The following is a 17387-nucleotide window of genomic DNA, read 5'->3' as shown; positions in this document are numbered from 1 at the left end:
AAAACGATGGTTTCGAAAGAAGCTGTCGTTTTTTAATAGAATGGTAGCGAAGTTGGAAGAAAAGTGCTTACATTTTTTAATTGCTTTATTAAATTTATGTTATAATGAATATAAGAAACTACGTTCGAAAATTTACCCAATGTTGATTGAAGTATGCACATGCTAGGGTAATGTTATAGGAGGGATGTCGTCTACTGGAAAAGTAAGATAAAACGCAACTAATGATAAGTTCTTCTTTTATGTGAAGAGTTCTTATCTGCCTATTTACTAATTTTTATGGAGGTAACATCATGGGCGCTATTATGGAGTTTGCAACAGAAAAACAGATTGAATCATTTCTCTCAACTTGCCACATTGAAGGGCAAAAGAATTTTCTGATGGCTTTTAAGAAAAAGACATGGTTGAAATCCTTTATTGATTTCTTCATTATAGGAGGGACTTACTATGTTCAGTCGAGTGTGAAGCCTAAGATTCTGGCATTCACACCTAAGGGAATCTACTTGATGGACATCAGTGATGTAACAGAAAATCATTCTAATCAAGTCGTAGAGATGCCTTGGAATCAAGTCAAAGATTTTACTTATAAGCCAGTCTTGAATACAGTTAGGCTGAATTGGAACTATCAAAATGAAGTCTATATTTTTTCCGTGGATGTCGGTCGGATTAGTCAGCATGTAGGTCAGTATCAATTTAACAAAGACCATTATGACTATTTAGCCCAACACGATTTCTTTCGTTCACAGTAAACCCTAGCAATCATTTTCACAAAAGAATCTGGAAGCTTTTCTGGATTCTTTTTAGCTTTACTAGCTAATACTCAATGAAAATAAAAGAGCAAACTAGGAAGCTAGCCGCAAGCTGTACTTGAGTACGGTAAGGCGACGCTGACGTGGTTTGAATTTGATTTTCGAAGAGTATAAGTCTATAGTTTGAAACTATAACTAGCTCTTGAAAAGAAGAAAATGAGTTGATGAAAATAAGTGGTACAATAGTTACTATAGATTTGGAGGTATTGTATGAGCAAGGAATTACACATCAACACAATTTTGGCCCAGGCCGGTATTAAGTCAGATAAAGCGACAGGTGCTTTGGTGACACCGCTTCATTTTTCAACGACCTATCAGCATCCAGAGTTTGGTAAATCTACTGGATTTGACTATACGCGCACCAAAAATCCAACTCGCAGTAAGGCAGAAGAAGTCTTGGCAGCTATTGAGTCCGCAGACTATGCCCTAGCTACTAGCTCAGGGATGTCAGCTATTGTACTGGCCTTTAGTGTCTTTCCAGTAGGTAGTAAGGTCTTGGCTGTCCGTGACCTTTATGGTGGTTCTTTCCGCTGGTTCAACCAAGTGGAGCAAGAAGGCCGTTTCCATTTTACCTATGCCAATACAGAAGAAGAGTTGACTGCCGAGTTGGAGAAGGACGTGGATGTTCTCTATATTGAAACTCCAACCAACCCTTTGATGTTGGAATTTGATATCGAAAAACTAGCAAAATTGGCTCATGCTAAGGGTGCCAAAGTAGTTGTGGATAATACCTTCTACAGCCCTATCTACCAACGTCCGATTGAAGAGGGAGCAGATATCGTTCTTCATTCAGCAACCAAGTATCTGGCAGGCCACAATGATGTCTTGGCTGGAGTTGTTGTGACCAATAGTGTAGAATTATACGAAAAGCTTTTCTACAATCTCAATACGACAGGGGCAGTCTTGTCTCCATTTGACAGTTATCAATTGATTCGTGGTCTCAAGACCTTGTCTCTTCGTATGGAGCGCTCAACAGCTAACGCCCAAGAAGTGGTTGCCTTTTTGAAGGATTCCCCAGCAGTTAAGGAAGTTCTCTACACTGGTCGTGGAGGCATGATTTCCTTTAAAGTAGCCGATGAAACACGCATTCCTCACATTTTGAACAGTCTTAAGGTCTTCTCTTTTGCGGAAAGTTTGGGTGGGGTGGAAAGTCTCATTACTTATCCAACGACTCAAACTCATGCCGATATTCCAGCAGAAGTGCGCCATTCTTATGGTTTGACAGACGACCTCTTGCGCTTGTCAATTGGGATTGAAGATGCTAGAGATTTGATTGCAGATTTGCGCCAAGCCTTGGAAGGATAAGACAAAGATGGGAAAATATGATTTTACAAGCCTGCCCAATCGTTTAGGGCACCATACCTATAAATGGAAAGAAGCAGAAACGGATAGTGAAGTCCTACCAGCTTGGATAGCGGATATGGACTTTGTAGTCTTGCCTGAAATCCGCCAAGCCGTGCAGACTTACGCTGATCAACTGGTTTATGGCTATACCTATGCCAGTGAAGAGTTAATTAAGGAAGTTCAAAAGTGGGAAGCCACACAACACGGTTACCACTTTGACAAAGAGGCTCTTGTCTTTATCGAGGGTGTGGTACCTGCTATCTCCACAGCTATTCAAGCCTTTACAAAAGAAGGCGAAGCCGTTTTGATTAACACACCGGTCTATCCACCTTTTGCTCGCAGTGTCAAGTTAAATAACCGCAGATTGATTACTAATTCTTTGGTGGAAAAGGATGGTCTGTTTGAGATTGACTTTGACAAACTTGAAAAGGATCTGGTAGAAGAGAATGTCAAACTCTATATCCTCTGCAACCCTCACAATCCTGGTGGACGTGTGTGGGAAAAGGAAGTGTTGGAGAAGATTGGCCAACTCTGCCAAAAACACGGTGTTTTCTTGGTTTCAGATGAGATTCACCAAGATTTGGCCCTCTTTGATCACAAGCATCATTCCTTCAATACCATCAATCCTGACTTTAAAGAATTTGCTATCGTCTTGACCAGTGCCACTAAAACATTTAATATTGCTGGGACAAAAAATTCATATGCAGTTATTGAAAATCCTAAGTTGAGACTGGCTTACCAGAAACGCCAGTTGGCCAATAACCAGCATGAAATTTCAGGCTTGGGTTATTTGGCGACAGAAGCTGCCTATCGATACGGTAAAGATTGGTTAGAGGAACTCAAGCAAGTCTTTGAAGACCATATTAATTATGTGGTGGATCTATTTGGAAAAGAGACTAAAATCAAGGTCATGAAACCGCAAGGAACCTACTTGATTTGGCTTGATTTTTCAGCCTATAATCTGACTGATGAAAAATTACAAGAGCTTTTGAGAAATGAAGCCAAGGTTATCCTCAATCGTGGTTTGGATTTTGGGGAGGAAGGAAGTCTCCATGCCCGTCTCAATGTAGCTATGCCTAAATCTCTGCTGCAAGAAGTGTGTCAGCGAATTGTGACGACTTTTGCCAAACGTTAAAAATCCAGCCTTCTAGGAGAAAAGTATCCTTAGAAGGCTATTTTCATAGGGGAAAATATGGTATAATAAAAAGATAAGGTAAAGGTAAAAATATGGCTAAATTGATTCCGGGGAAAGTCCGTATCGAAGGCGTTGCCCTTTATGAAACTGATAAGGTTGACATTATCAAGGAAAAGAACAATCGGCTCTACGCTCGCGTTGCAGAAGAGGAACTGCGCTATAGTTTAGAGGATGATTTGGTTTTTTGTGCCTGCGATTTTTTCCAAAAGAGGGGCTACTGTGTGCATTTGGCAGCGTTGGAGCATTTTCTAAAAAATGATGAGCGTGGTCAGGAAATCTTGCAGAGTCTGGAAGAAGGTCATGAAGAAAAAGAGGCCGTTGAAACCAAGGTGACCTTGGGTGGCAAATTTTTGGACCGAATCTTATCTCCAAAATCAGAACGAGCCTATGAGTTATCGGCTGTGGGGCAGGTGGAAGCAGGAACCAATCATATCTTGTGGACCCTGAGAATCGGGCAAATCAATAGCCAAAAATACTATGTCGTTCGCGATATTCCACTTTTTTTAAGAGTTGTTGAGAAGAGAAAACCTTATATGATTGGCAAGATTTATGAGGAGTCTCTTTCTTGGGAATCCTTTGATGAGGCTAGCCAAGAACTTCTGACTTTCTTGCGAGGACTAGTGGAGGAAGGACTGGTTCCAGATCTCTTTTTCCAAAACCAGGGTCGGCACCTCTTTTTCCCTCTGACCTTTTTTGAGCAGGGTGTGAATTTATTGATGACCTTACCCCATTTTCAATTTGATCATCAAGTGGATAGCTACCAGACCCTACTTTTTCAGGATATGCATGCTGATGCCAATCTCTTTGCCTTTACAGTAACAGAATACTCGGATTATTTTGAAATGGAAATCAGTGATAGTCCGAGGGTAAATGTCTTTTATCAGGGAGCTGTACTTTTCCATAAAGGACAGGTTTATTTTCTAACAGACCAGCAGATGCGTCTTCTCAAGGAAATCAAAGCGCTGCCTTTGGATCAACATGGAAAGAAATTTCTGCAATTTGATAGCAGTGACCGAGATAAGTTGGCTTCCTGTCTGACTCTCTTTAGCCAGATGGGGAACGTCTCAGCTCCAGAACGTCTACAAATCAAAACTTTTTCTCCCTCTTTTTACTTTGACAGGGAAGAGGATAATCGGATTCGTTTAGAAATTCAGTTTGATTATGGGGATAGACAGGTATCTAGCCGACAAGAGCTAGAAGAATTACCCTTTTCGAGTGATGCTGACTTAGAAGAAAGAATTTTCCAAGTCTGTTTGGCAGCTGGATTTGAAGCGGACTTTCAATCTTGGCGTCAGGCCTTAAAAGCAGAGTCTGTCTATCATTTCTTCCATGATATCATCCCAGTCTTTGAAAAACTCGGGCATGTTAACCTATCAGACAAGTTAGAAGAACTATATAGTCTAGCGAGTCCTCAAGTGCAGATTGCTTCCAAGGGAGGTCTCTTGGAAATCCAGTTTGATTTTCAAGATATTGCCCAAGAGGAAATTGACCAAGCCATGCAGGCCTTGGTTGATAATCAAGATTTTTATATTGATTCGTCTAATCAAGTCTACTTTTTTGATGAAGAAACCAAGAAAATTCGCCAAAATCTACAGGAACTGGGGCAGTTTGAATTAAAAGATGGGGCCTTGCAGGCTCGAAAATCCTTGACTTATAGTTTAGCTCATCTTTTTGAAGGGCGAGACCGTGTTTCTTTTTCACAAGAATTCCAGAATCTGGCCTACGACTTGACGCATCCAGAGGACTTTCCTTTGCAAGCAACTCAGGTTCAGGCTGATTTGCGAGATTATCAGGAAAAGGGAATCGGCTGGCTGCAAATGCTCCATCATTATGGTTTTGGTGGGATTTTGGCTGATGATATGGGATTGGGGAAAACTCTCCAGACCATTGCTTTTTTGACCAGTCAAGTGACAAAAGAAAGTCGGGTTTTGATTTTAGCTCCGTCAGGTTTGATTTACAACTGGGCAGATGAGTTTCAGAAATTTGCCCCACAGTTAGATGTGGCTGTTGTTCATGGCTTGAAAGCTAGTCGTGAAGAGATTCTTGCTGAAAGCCATCAAATCTATATGACGAGCTATGCCACCTTCCGTCAGGATAGCGATCTTTATCAGGGGATAGCCTTTGACTTCCTTTTCTTAGATGAGGCTCAGGTCATGAAAAACGCCCAGACCAAGATTGCCCAGACCTTGAGACAATTTGTGGTGCCGTCAGTTTTTGCCTTGTCAGGAACTCCTATTGAAAACCATCTGGGTGAGTTGTGGTCTATTTTCCAAATCGTCATGCCAGGACTCCTGCCAAGCAAGAAAGAATTTATGAAATTGTCAGCAGAGCGAGTGGCTCAGTTTATCAAGCCTTTCGTGATGCGGCGCAAGAAAGAAGAAGTTCTGACTGAATTGCCAGACTTGATTGAAGTGGTTTATAAAAATGAACTGGAAGACCAGCAAAAGGCTATCTACCTAGCCCAGTTGCAACAGATGAGGGACCGTCTAGCTCAAGTTTCAGATCAGGAATTTCAGCGAAGTCGGGTGGAAATTTTATCTGGTTTGATGCGCTTGCGTCAAATTTGTGATACTCCTGCCCTCTTTATGGAAGATTATAAGGGAGCCAGTGGTAAACTGGATAGTCTTCGAGACCTGCTACTACAGGTGGCAGACGGCGGACACCGTGTCTTGATTTTCTCGCAGTTCAAGGGAATGTTGGAGAAAATTGAACAAGAATTGCCAGACTTGGGCTTGACTTCCTTTAAAATTACCGGTTCGACCCCAGCCAAGGAAAGACAAGATATGACCAAAGCCTTTAACCAAGGGGAAAGAGATGCCTTTCTGATTTCCCTCAAGGCTGGTGGTGTCGGTCTGAATCTGACAGGTGCTGATACGGTTATTTTGGTTGACCTTTGGTGGAATCCTGCGGTGGAAGCGCAAGCTATTGGCCGTGCCCATCGGATAGGTCAGGAAGAAACGGTTGAGGTTTATCGCTTAGTGACCAGGGGAACCATTGAAGAAAAAATTCAGGAACTCCAAGAACAAAAGAAACATCTAGTGTCACAAGTATTGGATGGAACAGAGTCACGTGGCAGTCTCAGCCTAGCAGAAATTAGAGAAATTTTGGGAATTTCTGAAGCCAGCACTTGAAAAATCAAGACAATACGCTATAATGAAGTGTTGAAAGGAAATAGAAAATGAGAGAAGAACGATTTCCATTGGTGTCAGATGATGAGATCATGTTGACTGAGATGCCGGTTATGGACCTCTATGATGAATCTGACTTTATCAGTAATATCAAGGGAGAATACCGTGATAAGAATTATCTGGAGTGGGCCCCTATTACCGAAGAAAAACCAGTAAAACAGATTGAAAAGCCCGTAGAGAAACCTAAGAAGTCTGGTTTAGGAGTTAAAAAAGAAGGAAAAAGCTATGCGGAGGTGGCACGTGAAGAAGCGCGTGCGGACTTGAAAAAGAAACGTTCAGCAAGTTATCTGACTAAGGATATTACTCCTACAAGGCGCCCTTCTCAGCAACGTTTGGATAGACAGGGCAATCAACCTACTGCGCCTTTCCAAAAGGAAAATCCTGGTGAATTTGTTAAATATAGTCAAAAATTGACCCAGTCTCATTACATCTTGGCGGAAGAAGTGAACAATATTTCGACTCAAGCTGAGCCAAAAGAAACTTCAGGCCCAAAGAAAAACAACTATGATTTTCTGAAGAAGAGCCAAATCTACAATAAAAAGAATCAACAAAAAGAACAAGAACGTCAGGTTGCCCAAGAGTTGAACCTGACAAGAATTACGGAATAGGGGAGAAAACATGTCAAAGACATATCATTTTATCGGAATTAAGGGATCAGGTATGAGTGCCTTGGCCTTGATGTTGCACCAAATGGGGCATAAGGTACAGGGTTCAGATGTTGAAAAATACTACTTTACTCAACGTGGTCTTGAGCAGGCAGGGATTACCATTCTTCCTTTTGATGAAAAGAATCTAGACGGTGATATGGAAATTATCGCTGGAAATGCCTTTCGTCCAGATAACAACGTCGAAATTGCCTATGCGGACCAAAATGGTATCAGCTACAAACGTTACCATGAGTTCCTAGGTAGCTTTATGCGCGACTTTGTTAGCATGGGAGTAGCTGGAGCACATGGAAAAACTTCAACTACAGGTATGTTGTCTCATGTCTTGTCTCATATCACAGATACTAGCTTCTTGATTGGAGATGGGACCGGTCGTGGTTCAGCCAATGCCAAATATTTTGTCTTCGAATCTGACGAATATGAGCGCCACTTCATGCCTTACCACCCAGAATATTCTATCATCACTAACATTGACTTTGACCATCCAGACTATTTCACAAGTCTAGAGGATGTTTTCAATGCCTTTAACGACTATGCTAAACAAATTACCAAAGGTTTGTTTATCTACGGAGAAGATGCTGAATTGCGTAAGATTACGTCTGATGCACCAATTTATTATTATGGTTTTGAAGCAGAAGGTAATGACTTTGTCGCTAGTGATCTTCTCCGTTCTACAACTGGTTCAACCTTCACTGTTCACTTCCGTGGACAAGAGTTGGGACAATTCCACATCCCAACCTTTGGTCGTCATAATATCATGAATGCGACAGCAGTCATCGGATTGCTGTACACAGCAGGCTTTGATTTGAACTTGGTGCGTGAACACTTGAAAACATTTGCCGGTGTTAAGCGTCGTTTCACAGAAAAAATTGTCAATGACACGGTGATTATCGATGATTTTGCCCACCATCCAACAGAAATCATTGCTACTTTGGATGCGGCTCGTCAAAAATATCCAAGTAAAGAGATCGTAGCAATCTTCCAACCGCATACCTTTACTAGAACTATTGCCCTGTTGGACGACTTTGCCCACGCTTTGAACCAGGCGGATGCAGTTTACCTAGCGCAAATTTATGGATCTGCTCGTGAAGTAGACCATGGTGATGTTAAGGTAGAAGACCTAGCCAATAAAATCAATAAGAAACACCAAGTGATCACTGTTGAAAATGTTTCTCCACTCCTAGACCATGACAATGCTGTTTACGTCTTTATGGGAGCAGGAGATATCCAAACCTATGAATACTCATTTGAGCGACTCTTGTCTAACTTGACAAGCAATGTTCAATAGGATTTTCCCATGGAAATTCCTATTAAGATCATTCAGGCAAGTAAGTCTGATTTGGCTGAGATAGAGGAACTTAAGGCTTCATCTTTTCCAGCTGAAAAGCAGCAACCTTCCCATATTTTAGAAGAAAGTATCCGTAAGTATGCGGATACCTTTCTTCTAGCTAGGGATGAAAATCAGCTTCTGGGCTATGTTCTAGGTGGTCCGCAGCCACATAATCCGCAATGTCTAGAAATGCATTCTTTAGTCATTGAGTCTGGCCATCAGAGACAGGGCTTGGGCACGCTTCTTCTTGCGGCTTTGAAAGAGGTGGCGGTTGAGCTGGATTACAAAGCTATTCGTTTGAAGAGTCCTGATGAGTTGCTATCCTATTTTGAAATGAACGGTTTTATTGATGAAGAAACTTCGCTTTATGCAACTAGCCAGGGTTTTAGTATGATTTGGTTTAATCCCTTTTATCTGGAGGCACAATGAAAATCAGACAAGCAAGATTAGAAGATTTGGATCGTATCGTTGAGATTGAACTAGAAAATTTCTCGATTGAAGAAGCCATTCCTCGCTCTGTTTTTGAAGCACATTTGCGAGAAATTCAGACCTCGTTTCTGGTTGCAGAAAAAGAAGGCAGAATCATGGGGTATATAGAAGGACCAGTTGGCCCCCAGCGTCATCTGAAAGACCAGTCCTTTACAGAGGAGATAGAAGACCATAGTCATGAGTCTGGTGGTTATATCTCTGTGACCTGTCTTTCTATTGCCAAGGAGGCACAGGGACTTGGACTTGGTCAAAAATTACTCACAGCCTTGAAAGAGTTGGCGCTTGAACACGAAAGAGAAGGCATTAACCTAACCTGTCATGACTATCTCATCGCCTACTACGAAAAGCATGGATTTGTCAATGAAGGCCAGTCCCAGTCAACCTTTGCAGGAGAAACCTGGTATGATATGGTCTGGGAAGCTAAAAAATAAGCTAGAAAAGCATGCTAAGTTGCTTTTCTTTCGTTTTTAAGATATAATATTATGGATTGTCAACGAGGAGGATAAACTTTTGAGTGAAAAGCCAAGAGAAGACGAAAAATTAAGCTTTAAAGAGCAGATTTTACGTGATTTAGAAAAAGTAAAAAGTTATGAAGGGATTCGTCAAGAGGCCGCTGAACTTGATGAAAAAAAATCAGCTTTGTCTGTCCCTGACACAAAAATTGCTGATGAAGAGGTGATGAATGCATCCCTATCAGCTGTTGAAAAAATTATGGAGAATGCACCACGTGTTCCAAAACATCCTAGTGAGGATATGCCTGCATCACCGGCAGATGAATCAAGAGTAGAAGCTCCGATTACTCCTCGTCGCCCTAGTCAAGATGTTCCAGCTTCACCAGTTGAAGCAAGTCCATCAAGACCGGTTCCAGGGCCAGAGACTAATCGTCCACAAAAGGTCGAAGAAGATTTCAACGTAACTCCAACAAGAGTAGCTGTTTCTTATAAGACTGAAGCTAAAAAAGAGCCTCAGAAAGAAGTAACAAAACCAGAACCAGTTATGGAAACGGAAGCTGTTGAAGTCATTTCTGAAACTCCGAGTCGTAGTCGTCGTGAGACTGTTAAACCTGTCAAGAAGAAAAAATCACATTTGAAGGCTTTCTTCATTTCTCTACTGATTTTCCTTGCCTTGATTTCGGCAGGTGGTTACTTCGGTTACCAGTATGTTCAATCATCTTTATTACCAGTTGATGCAAATTCTAAGGAATATGTAACCGTTCAAATCCCAGAAGGAGCCAATGTCCAAGAGATTGGCTCAGCACTTGAAAATTCTGGTGTGATTAAACACGGAGTGATTTTTGCTTTTTATGCTAAATATAAAAATTATTCAGATTTGAAGGCTGGATATTACAATTTGCAAAAGAGCATGAGTACAGAGGATATCATTAAGGAACTCCAAAAAGGTGGTACTCCTGAACCTCAAGAACCTTCACTTGCAGATTTAACGATTCCAGAAGGATATACCATTGATCAAATTGCCCAAGCTGTAGGCCAATTACAAGGTGAATTTAAAGAACCTTTGACAGCGGAAGCTTTCTTGGCTAAAGTGCAAGATGACAACTTTATCAGTCAAGAAGTTGCTAAATATCCAAACCTACTCGAAAGCTTGCCAACGAAAGAAAGTGGGGCTCGTTACCGTTTGGAAGGTTATCTTTTCCCAGCGACCTACTCTATCAAGGAAAGCACAACTATTGAAAGTTTGATTGATGAGATGCTGGCAGCTATGGATAAGACCTTGACGCCGCACTATAGTGCAATTAAGTCTAAAAACTTGACAGTCAATGAATTGCTAACAATTGCTTCACTTGTTGAAAAAGAAGGTGCTAAGACTGAAGACCGTAAGTTGATTGCAGGTGTTTTCTACAACCGTTTGAATCTCGGCATGCCTCTTCAAAGCAATATTGCAATCTTGTATGCCCAAGGGAAACTTGGTCAAAATATTAGCCTAGCAGACGATGCTGGAATTGATACATCAATTAATTCACCATACAATGTTTATACCAAACCTGGTTTGATGCCTGGTCCAGTAGATAGTCCAAGTCAGGACGCGATTGAAGCAAGTATCAACCAAACAAAGAGTGAGAACCTATACTTTGTAGCCAATGTTACAGATGGTAAAGTCTATTACGCAGTGACACAGGAAGAGCATGATCGTAATGTAGCTGAACACGTCAATAGCAAGCTTACTCAAAATAGTAGTTCAAACTAAGACTACAACAATGAGAATCTCAGATAGAGATTCAATACTATCGAAAGAAAGTTGAGAAAAATGGCAGAAAAAACATATCCTATGACCCTAGCGGAAAAGGAAAAACTTGAAAAAGAATTAGAAGAATTGAAATTGGTCCGCCGACCAGAAGTGGTAGAACGCATTAAGATTGCCCGTTCATATGGTGACCTTTCAGAAAACAGTGAATACGAAGCAGCTAAGGATGAACAAGCTTTTGTCGAAGGACAAATCTCTAGCTTGGAAACAAAAATCCGTTATGCTGAAATCGTCAATAGCGACTCAGTTGCCGATGATGAAGTGGCGATTGGAAAAACAGTCACTATCCAAGAAATTGGTGAGGACGAGGAAGAAGTTTATATTATCGTAGGTTCAGCCGGTGCAGATGCCTTTGCGGGTAAAGTTTCAAATGAAAGCCCAATTGGACAAGCCTTGATTGGCAAGAAAACAGGTGACACAGCAACCATTGAAACACCTGTTGATAGCTATGATGTAAAAATCTTGAAGGTTGAAAAAACAGCCTAAAAACAGAAAAAAGGAGTGAGGAGGCAGTGCGCTTCACTCACTCCTTTTTCCATTTTAAATTGAATTGGAGACGTTATGAGTTCAAAGAAGAAAAAAAATAAGATGGAGCGTGGTTTAACTAATCGTCACGTACAGGTTATGGCCATCGCTGGGACAATCGGAACAGGACTCTTTTTGGGAGCAGGTCGCTCTATTAGCCTAACAGGTCCTTCCATTGTACTGATTTATATGATTACTGGGGCTTTTATGTTCCTCATGATGCGTGCGGTTGGGGAAATGCTCTACCAAGACCCTGAGCAACATACCTTTATCAACTTTATCACGCGCCATTTAGGTAAGGGCTGGGGTTATTTCTCGGTTTGGTCCTACTGGCTATCCGTTGTCTTTATCGGTATGGCGGAAATTACAGCCATCTCTCACTACGTTCAGTTTTGGTTCCCTAGCTGGCCAAGTTGGATGATTGAGATTGGATTTTTAACCATTCTAGCCTTAGTCAATCTGATTGCGGTGAAGCTCTTTGGGGAAGTTGAGTTTTGGTTTGCTATGGTCAAGATTGTGGCTATTTTAGCTATGATTGCCACAGGAGTCTTTATGGTCTTGACAGGCTTTAAGACACCACATGGAGTAGCAAGTTTGGCTAATATCGCCGACAATTTCTCCCTCTTCCCAAATGGTGGAGTTAACTTTGTCATGGCCTTCCAGATGGTTTTCTTTGCCTACCTCATGATTGAGTTTATCGGGGTAACGACTTCAGAAACAAAAAATCCACGTCAGGTCTTGCCAAAAGCCGTTAAGGAAATTCCTTTGCGTATCGCCTTTTTCTACGGTGGTGCCCTCTTAGCCATCATGGCTATCATTCCGTGGCGTGAGCTTGCATCGGCTGATTCTCCTTTTGTTACAGTATTTGAATTGGCAGGAGTCAAGTGGGCAGCGGCCTTGATTAACTTCGTCGTTTTGACGTCAGCAGCATCTGCTCTTAACTCAACCCTTTATTCAACAGGTCGTCATTTGTATCAGATTGCTCATGATTCACCAAATCGTTTCCTAAAAGCAATTAAAGCAGATACTCTTTCTCGCCACAATGTGCCACAAAATGCCATCATCGCTTCAGCAATTTTGATTGCCCTAGCAGCCTTTATCAACATCTTGCCAGGTGTGTCGGATGCCTTTGCCTTGATTACAGCATCATCATCCGGTGTCTATATCGCCATTTATATCTTGATTATGGTGGCTCACCTTAAATACCGCAAGTCACCAGACTTTATGGCGGATGGCTATCTTATGCCCCATTATCGTTTCCTAAATCCTTTAACCATGCTCTTCTTTGCCTTTGTCTTTGTAACCCTCTTTTTACAAGAGTCTACATTTGTAGGAGCAATTGGTTCAGCTATTTGGATTATCGGTTTCGGGATTTATAGTCAGTGGAAATTTAGAAAATAAATTTGAAACTCATCAACTTAGATTGGTGGGTTTTTGCTAGTTTGACAGTCTATTGAAATAAGACTATAATCAAGCTGTAACAGTATTTGAGGAGATTTAGATGTACTTTAGATTGGAAAATGAGGAATCACAGAAAGTCCAGGAAATAGGGAATCTGATTCGTGTTTATAACCGTTCAAAAAGAGAAGAAGCTGAAAGTGAGCCACTTAATCTTTATGTCGAAGATGAAAAGGGCAATCTCCTGGCAGGTTTGATAGCAGAGACTTTTGGAAATTGGCTAGAAATTGAGTATTTATTTGTAAAAGAGGAACTGAGAGGGCAAGGAATCGGTTCAAAGCTATTGCGGCAAGCAGAAACTGAAGCTAAGAATCGAAACTGTCGTTTTACTTTTGTCAATACTTACCAGTTTCAAGCTCCTGATTTTTATAAAAGGCATGGCTACAAGGAAGTCTTTGCTTTGCAAAACTATCCCTACACAGGAAAAAGATTTTATTACCAAAAAGATTTGTAAGGAGAATATGAAATCATAAAGCAAAGAGGGGGACTTGACATAAGTATGAAGGAGATTCTCGATAAATACCAGTTAAATCCTACAAATTGTGTCTTTCTAGGTGATAGTGAGGACAATACAATCGTAGCTGAGAAATTGGGAATCAAGGTCATAAGGTTAAGAAAAGAAGCGATGCCGTCGATATTTTGAAATCCTATATTTAAACTTAACACTCTCTATTTTGTGGTAGAGAGTTTTTTTTTGTTAATAAAATTTTACAAAATGACATTTATAAATTGCGTTAGAGCTATGGCGAATGGGCTCAAAAAAAGTTTGAACAAGATATGGATGAACTGGAGAGTTGAGAATAGCTTGTTACTCTTTTCTCAATCCAGCTAAAATGTGATATAATAGTACTAATTTATTGGAATACATGAAAGTTCTTGAAAATTTTCATGTGTTTCTAGCTAAGGAAGTAGGAAAAGTATGTATCCAGATGATAGTTTGACATTGCACACGGACTTGTACCAGATAAACATGATGCAGGTTTACTTTGACCAAGGGATTCACAATAAAAAGGCGGTCTTTGAGGTGTATTTCCGCCAACAGCCTTTTAAGAATGGCTATGCGGTTTTTGCTGGTTTGGAAAGAATTGTGAGTTATCTTGAAGACCTGCGTTTTTCAGATAGTGATATTGCCTATTTGGAGTCTCTAGGCTATCATGGGGCATTCTTGGACTATCTCCGCAATTTCAAGTTGGAGTTGACCGTTCGTTCTGCCCAAGAAGGGGATTTGGTTTTTGCTAATGAACCGATTGTGCAGGTGGAAGGCCCTCTAGTCCAATGTCAATTGGTAGAAACGGCCCTTTTGAACATCGTCAACTACCAGACCTTGGTGGCGACTAAGGCAGCTCGTATTCGTTCAGTCATTGAAGATGAACCTTTAATGGAGTTTGGGACACGTCGGGCGCAAGAGATGGATGCGGCTATCTGGGGAACACGCGCAGCGGTGATTGGTGGAGCCAATGGAACCAGCAACGTGCGTGCTGGTAAACTCTTTGACATTCCTGTTTTGGGAACCCATGCCCATGCCTTGGTACAGGTTTATGGTAACGACTATGAGGCCTTCAAGGCTTATGCTGCGACCCACAAAAACTGTGTCTTTCTTGTGGATACCTATGACACCCTTCGTATCGGTGTACCAGCTGCCATTCAGGTGGCGCGTGAGTTGGGGGACCAGATTAACTTTATGGGTGTGCGGATTGACTCTGGGGATATTGCCTACATTTCCAAGAAAGTCCGTCAGCAACTGGACGAGGCTGGATTTACAGAGGCTAAGATTTATGCTTCAAATGATTTGGATGAGAATACTATCCTCAACCTCAAGATGCAAAAGGCCAAGATTGATGTCTGGGGTGTGGGTACTAAGCTGATTACAGCCTATGACCAGCCAGCTCTTGGGGCAGTTTATAAGATTGTTGCCATCGAAGATGAAAATGGCCAGATGCGTAATACGATCAAGCTGTCTAATAATGCGGAAAAAGTGTCTACGCCAGGTAAGAAGCAGGTGTGGCGCATTACCAGTCGTGAAAAAGGCAAGTCAGAAGGCGACTATATCACTTATGATGGTGTAGATGTTGGCGACATGACAGAAATCAAGATGTTCCATCCGACTTATACCTACATCAAGAAGACGGTTCGTAATTTTGATGCTGTTCCTCTCTTAGTGGATATTTTCAAAGATGGAAAATTGATTTACAATCTGCCTAGCTTGACTGAGATTCAGGCTTATGCTCGTAAGGAATTTGACAAGCTTTGGGATGAGTACAAGCGTGTGCTCAATCCGCAGCACTATCCAGTAGATTTGGCGCGTGATGTATGGCAAGACAAGATGGACTTGATTGACAAGATGCGCAAGGAAGCCCTTGGTGAAGGAGAAGAAGAATGAGTTTGCAAGAAACGATTATCCAGGAACTGGGCGTGAAACCAGTGATTGATGCCCAGGAAGAAATCCGTCGTTCCATTGATTTCTTAAAAAGATACCTGAAAAAACATCCCTTCCTAAAAACCTTTGTATTAGGGATTTCAGGGGGACAAGACTCAACCTTAGCAGGTCGATTGGCCCAACTAGCTATGGAAGAACTGAGAGCAGAAACGGGAGACGACAGCTACAAATTTATCGCTGTCCGCCTGCCATACGGAGTGCAAGCTGATGAAGCAGATGCTCAAAAAGCCTTAGCATTTATCCAGCCAGATGTCAGCTTGGTAGTTAATATCAAGGAGTCGGCAGATGCCATGACAGCTGCAGTTGAAGCGACAGGTAGTCCTGTTTCAGACTTTAACAAAGGCAATATCAAGGCACGTTGCCGTATGATTGCCCAATATGCCCTTGCTGGTGCCCATAGTGGAGCGGTCATTGGAACAGACCATGCTGCGGAAAATATCACAGGTTTCTTTACCAAGTTTGGTGACGGTGGTGCAGATATTTTACCCCTTTTCCGTCTCAATAAACGTCAAGGAAAACAATTATTGAAGGAACTTGGTGCAGACCCAGCCCTTTATGAAAAAATCCCAACAGCAGATTTGGAAGAAGAGAAACCAGGCCTAGCTGATGAAGTCGCTCTCGGAGTCACTTACAATGAAATTGATGACTACCTCGAAGGCAAACAAGTTAGCCCAGAAGCTCAATCGACTATTGAAAACTGGTGGCACAAAGGCCAACACAAACGCCACCTACCAATCACCGTCTTTGATGACTTTTGGGAGTGAAAACCTCCAGTGGAGGTTTTCAGCCCGAGTCTAGAAAGGGGAAAACGAGGTAGATTCGATAACTCGAAGAGTTCGATTTCGTTGTCTCACCCCCGCAACGATGACTAGGTTTGAAAAGCTTGGTAAAGCGCATTTCAAACCAGACAGCGACTGCGTCAAGGGATTAGAAAAAACACTTGTTTCCTAGCTGTTACTGAGTTTAGTCTTTTTACCCCGAGCATGGAAACAGGTAAGCGAAGAAGGTCCAGTGGACCTTTTTAGCTTATTGTCTTAAGCTTAGAAAGCGAGGTAGCGTCATGAAATCAATCGGTACGCAAATGTTACAGACAGATCGTTTAATCTTGCGAAGATTTGTGGAGAGTGATGAGGAAGCCATGTTTCAAAATTGGGCTTCATCTGTTGAGAATCTGACCTATGTCACTTGGGATCCCCATCCTGATGTCGAGGTGACTCGGAACTCGATTCGTAATTGGATTTCCTCCTATTCTAATCCCAATTATTACAAATGGGCCATTTGTCTCAAAGAAGACCCAGAACAAGTGATTGGAGATATCAGTATCGTTAAGATAGATGAGGATGATTCAAGTTGTGAAATTGGCTATATTTTAGGAAAAAACTATTGGGGTCGTGGTATGATGACGGAGGCCTTGAAAGCTGTCTTAGACTTCTGTTTTACTCAAGCAGGTTTTCAAAATGTCAGAGCACGATATGCCAGTCTCAATCCAGCTTCAGGTCGTGTCATGGAAAAAGCTGGAATGTCCTATCTAAAAACTGTTGCAAATGGGGTGGAGAGAAAAGGCTATCTTGCGGATCTTATTTATTATCAGATAAGTAAGGAGGACTGATAAGCTTAAAATTTATTGCTTATCCGCTGTCCTCATTTTTTATTTACTGTTTCATTTATCCTCTCTTTTTCGAATAAAT

Annotated in this window: 15 protein-coding genes; all 15 read left to right on the top strand. The window is 41.6% G+C overall.

Annotated features, from left to right (window positions below):
* The first annotated feature begins 290 nt into the window (after nt 1-290).
* Nucleotides 291-746, top strand: coding sequence for a hypothetical protein (locus O3664_RS07870; RefSeq protein ID WP_049516435.1), 456 nt, complete (start codon nt 291-293; stop codon nt 744-746).
* 270 nt (nt 747-1016) lie between these two features.
* Complete coding sequence (locus tag O3664_RS07865) at nt 1017-2111, top strand: cystathionine gamma-synthase (protein WP_049516437.1); 1095 nt, start codon at nt 1017-1019, stop codon at nt 2109-2111.
* Between the two features lie 7 nt (nt 2112-2118).
* Complete coding sequence (locus tag O3664_RS07860; protein WP_049502118.1) at nt 2119-3285, top strand: MalY/PatB family protein; 1167 nt, start codon at nt 2119-2121, stop codon at nt 3283-3285.
* A 92-nt stretch (nt 3286-3377) separates the two neighbouring features.
* Nucleotides 3378-6476, top strand: coding sequence for a DEAD/DEAH box helicase (locus O3664_RS07855; RefSeq protein WP_371613865.1), 3099 nt, complete (start codon nt 3378-3380; stop codon nt 6474-6476).
* Nucleotides 6477-6523: 47 nt separating this feature from the next.
* Nucleotides 6524-7141, top strand: a complete 618-nt coding sequence (locus O3664_RS07850; protein WP_045607326.1) for a hypothetical protein — start codon at nt 6524-6526, stop codon at nt 7139-7141.
* A gap of 10 nt (nt 7142-7151) precedes the next feature.
* Nucleotides 7152-8486, top strand: coding sequence for a UDP-N-acetylmuramate--L-alanine ligase (murC, locus tag O3664_RS07845; protein WP_000048084.1), 1335 nt, complete (start codon nt 7152-7154; stop codon nt 8484-8486).
* Nucleotides 8487-8495: 9 nt separating this feature from the next.
* On the top strand, nt 8496-8957 hold the full coding sequence (locus O3664_RS07840) for a GNAT family N-acetyltransferase (RefSeq protein WP_049547132.1): 462 nt from the start codon (nt 8496-8498) through the stop codon (nt 8955-8957).
* A complete protein-coding gene (locus O3664_RS07835) occupies nt 8954-9448 on the top strand; it encodes a GNAT family N-acetyltransferase (protein ID WP_049502113.1) in 495 nt (164 codons plus the stop codon). The genes O3664_RS07840 and O3664_RS07835 overlap by 4 nt, the downstream gene beginning before the upstream one ends.
* A 79-nt stretch (nt 9449-9527) precedes the next feature.
* Nucleotides 9528-11222 (top strand): endolytic transglycosylase MltG, encoded by a 1695-nt coding sequence (mltG, locus tag O3664_RS07830; protein WP_371613864.1) that lies wholly within the window; start codon nt 9528-9530, stop codon nt 11220-11222.
* A 60-nt stretch (nt 11223-11282) separates the two neighbouring features.
* Nucleotides 11283-11765 (top strand): transcription elongation factor GreA, encoded by a 483-nt coding sequence (gene greA / locus O3664_RS07825; protein ID WP_261011534.1) that lies wholly within the window; start codon nt 11283-11285, stop codon nt 11763-11765.
* 75 nt (nt 11766-11840) lie between these two features.
* Nucleotides 11841-13205 (top strand): amino acid permease, encoded by a 1365-nt coding sequence (locus tag O3664_RS07820; protein ID WP_261022935.1) that lies wholly within the window; start codon nt 11841-11843, stop codon nt 13203-13205.
* A 100-nt stretch (nt 13206-13305) separates the two neighbouring features.
* On the top strand, nt 13306-13716 hold the full coding sequence (locus tag O3664_RS07815; RefSeq protein WP_125416856.1) for a GNAT family N-acetyltransferase: 411 nt from the start codon (nt 13306-13308) through the stop codon (nt 13714-13716).
* 465 nt (nt 13717-14181) lie between these two features.
* The gene (locus O3664_RS07810) at nt 14182-15642 is read left to right on the top strand and encodes a nicotinate phosphoribosyltransferase (protein WP_223340481.1); all 1461 of its coding nucleotides are present in this window, start codon (nt 14182-14184) and stop codon (nt 15640-15642) included.
* The gene (gene nadE / locus O3664_RS07805) at nt 15639-16463 is read left to right on the top strand and encodes an ammonia-dependent NAD(+) synthetase (protein ID WP_223340482.1); all 825 of its coding nucleotides are present in this window, start codon (nt 15639-15641) and stop codon (nt 16461-16463) included. Before O3664_RS07810 ends, nadE begins: the two co-directional genes overlap by 4 nt.
* A gap of 296 nt (nt 16464-16759) precedes the next feature.
* On the top strand, nt 16760-17308 hold the full coding sequence (locus O3664_RS07800) for a GNAT family N-acetyltransferase (protein WP_261150722.1): 549 nt from the start codon (nt 16760-16762) through the stop codon (nt 17306-17308).
* Nucleotides 17309-17387: the final 79 nt, after the last annotated feature.

It is taken from the genome of Streptococcus sp. 27098_8_109 (assembly GCF_041432295.1).
GTDB lineage: Bacteria > Bacillota > Bacilli > Lactobacillales > Streptococcaceae > Streptococcus.
The sequence above is the reverse complement of the archived record's forward strand: the minus strand, read 5'-3'. Positions and strand labels throughout refer to the sequence as shown.

Coding starts and splice junctions, on each gene's coding strand:
- O3664_RS07870 (WP_049516435.1), top strand. CDS start 291: ATGGGCGCTATTATGGAGTTTGCAACAGAAAAACAGATTGAATCATTT.
- O3664_RS07865 (WP_049516437.1), top strand. CDS start 1,017: ATGAGCAAGGAATTACACATCAACACAATTTTGGCCCAGGCCGGTATT.
- O3664_RS07860 (WP_049502118.1), top strand. CDS start 2,119: ATGGGAAAATATGATTTTACAAGCCTGCCCAATCGTTTAGGGCACCAT.
- O3664_RS07855 (WP_371613865.1), top strand. CDS start 3,378: ATGGCTAAATTGATTCCGGGGAAAGTCCGTATCGAAGGCGTTGCCCTT.
- O3664_RS07850 (WP_045607326.1), top strand. CDS start 6,524: ATGAGAGAAGAACGATTTCCATTGGTGTCAGATGATGAGATCATGTTG.
- murC (WP_000048084.1), top strand. CDS start 7,152: ATGTCAAAGACATATCATTTTATCGGAATTAAGGGATCAGGTATGAGT.
- O3664_RS07840 (WP_049547132.1), top strand. CDS start 8,496: ATGGAAATTCCTATTAAGATCATTCAGGCAAGTAAGTCTGATTTGGCT.
- O3664_RS07835 (WP_049502113.1), top strand. CDS start 8,954: ATGAAAATCAGACAAGCAAGATTAGAAGATTTGGATCGTATCGTTGAG.
- greA (WP_261011534.1), top strand. CDS start 11,283: ATGGCAGAAAAAACATATCCTATGACCCTAGCGGAAAAGGAAAAACTT.
- O3664_RS07820 (WP_261022935.1), top strand. CDS start 11,841: ATGAGTTCAAAGAAGAAAAAAAATAAGATGGAGCGTGGTTTAACTAAT.
- O3664_RS07815 (WP_125416856.1), top strand. CDS start 13,306: ATGTACTTTAGATTGGAAAATGAGGAATCACAGAAAGTCCAGGAAATA.
- O3664_RS07810 (WP_223340481.1), top strand. CDS start 14,182: ATGTATCCAGATGATAGTTTGACATTGCACACGGACTTGTACCAGATA.
- nadE (WP_223340482.1), top strand. CDS start 15,639: ATGAGTTTGCAAGAAACGATTATCCAGGAACTGGGCGTGAAACCAGTG.
- O3664_RS07800 (WP_261150722.1), top strand. CDS start 16,760: ATGAAATCAATCGGTACGCAAATGTTACAGACAGATCGTTTAATCTTG.